The sequence below is a fragment of the Kitasatospora putterlickiae genome (genome assembly GCF_039527695.1).
GTDB lineage: Bacteria > Actinomycetota > Actinomycetes > Streptomycetales > Streptomycetaceae > Kitasatospora > Kitasatospora putterlickiae.
Genome location: NZ_BAAAKJ010000227.1, coordinates 1 through 888 on the forward strand (window position 1 = coordinate 1; position 888 = coordinate 888).

Here is an 888-nt window from a genome sequence, read left to right on the forward strand (position 1 = left end):
CCGCGGGCCGGTCGGGGGCGGGGGCGCCGGGCGCCTGGGGCTCGAGCAGCGGGCCCGGCCGGGCGGCGGGGGGCGCGGCGGGCGGCGCGGCGAGGATCTTGGCGATGTCGTGCCGGGCGCCGGGGCCGGGGAAGACGCTGGAGGTGTCGCGCAGGCTGAACGAGCCCTCGATCCACTCGCGGTCCAGCACCCGCCGTTCGTCGGCCTCGCCGACCAGGTCCTCGGACTGGTTGAAGTCGCCGTCGGCGGCCTGCAGCGCCCAGAGGTGGACGACGACGCCGTGCTCCTTGGCGGACATCATGCCGGGCAGCAGGTCGCCGTCGCCGGTGATCAGCACGACGTCGGCGCAGGCCCGGTTGCGGGCGAGTTCGGAGAGTTCGGCGTGCATCGCGGCGTCGACGCCCTTCTGCACCCAGCGGCCCTCGGCCCGGGTGAGCGCGCCGAGCCGGACGGTGACCCGGGGCAGCACCCGCAACCGCCGGTGCTCGGGCATCGGGCGGCGTTCGGGCGCGGCGTCGAACCAGTAGATCCGCAGCAGCGGCAGGCCGGTCTCGGCCTCGGCGCGCTCGCGCAGCGCGGCGATCAGCGCGGTGTGGTCGACGGTGACCTTGGAGCGGGAGGGGTCGCCTGCGAGCAGGCTGGCGGCGGCGCCCACCAGGTATCCGGCGTCCACCAGGACGACACAGCGGTCCATCGCGCACCTCTTTCCGCTCGCCCTCGGGGTGGGGCTCCGCCGGGTTCGACGGTGCCGGGGTGGGCGTGGTGCGCCCGGGTCCGGACGGGGTGGGGTGAGGGGGTGCCCGCAGCCGCCCGATCGTTGGGTCAGCTTTCCCCCCGGATCCGCCGCCGAACCTCGGCCGCCTGTGGCTTTCCCCCACACAGCGCGAA

Annotated in this window: 1 protein-coding gene; it reads right to left on the reverse strand. The window is 76.2% G+C overall.

The annotated features are described in order from the left end of the window. Positions 1-694, reverse strand: a 694-nt coding sequence (locus tag ABD308_RS22915) for an NYN domain-containing protein (RefSeq protein ID WP_344338093.1), incomplete at its 3' end; no start/stop codon positions are given. Between the last annotated feature and the right edge of the window lie 194 nt (positions 695-888).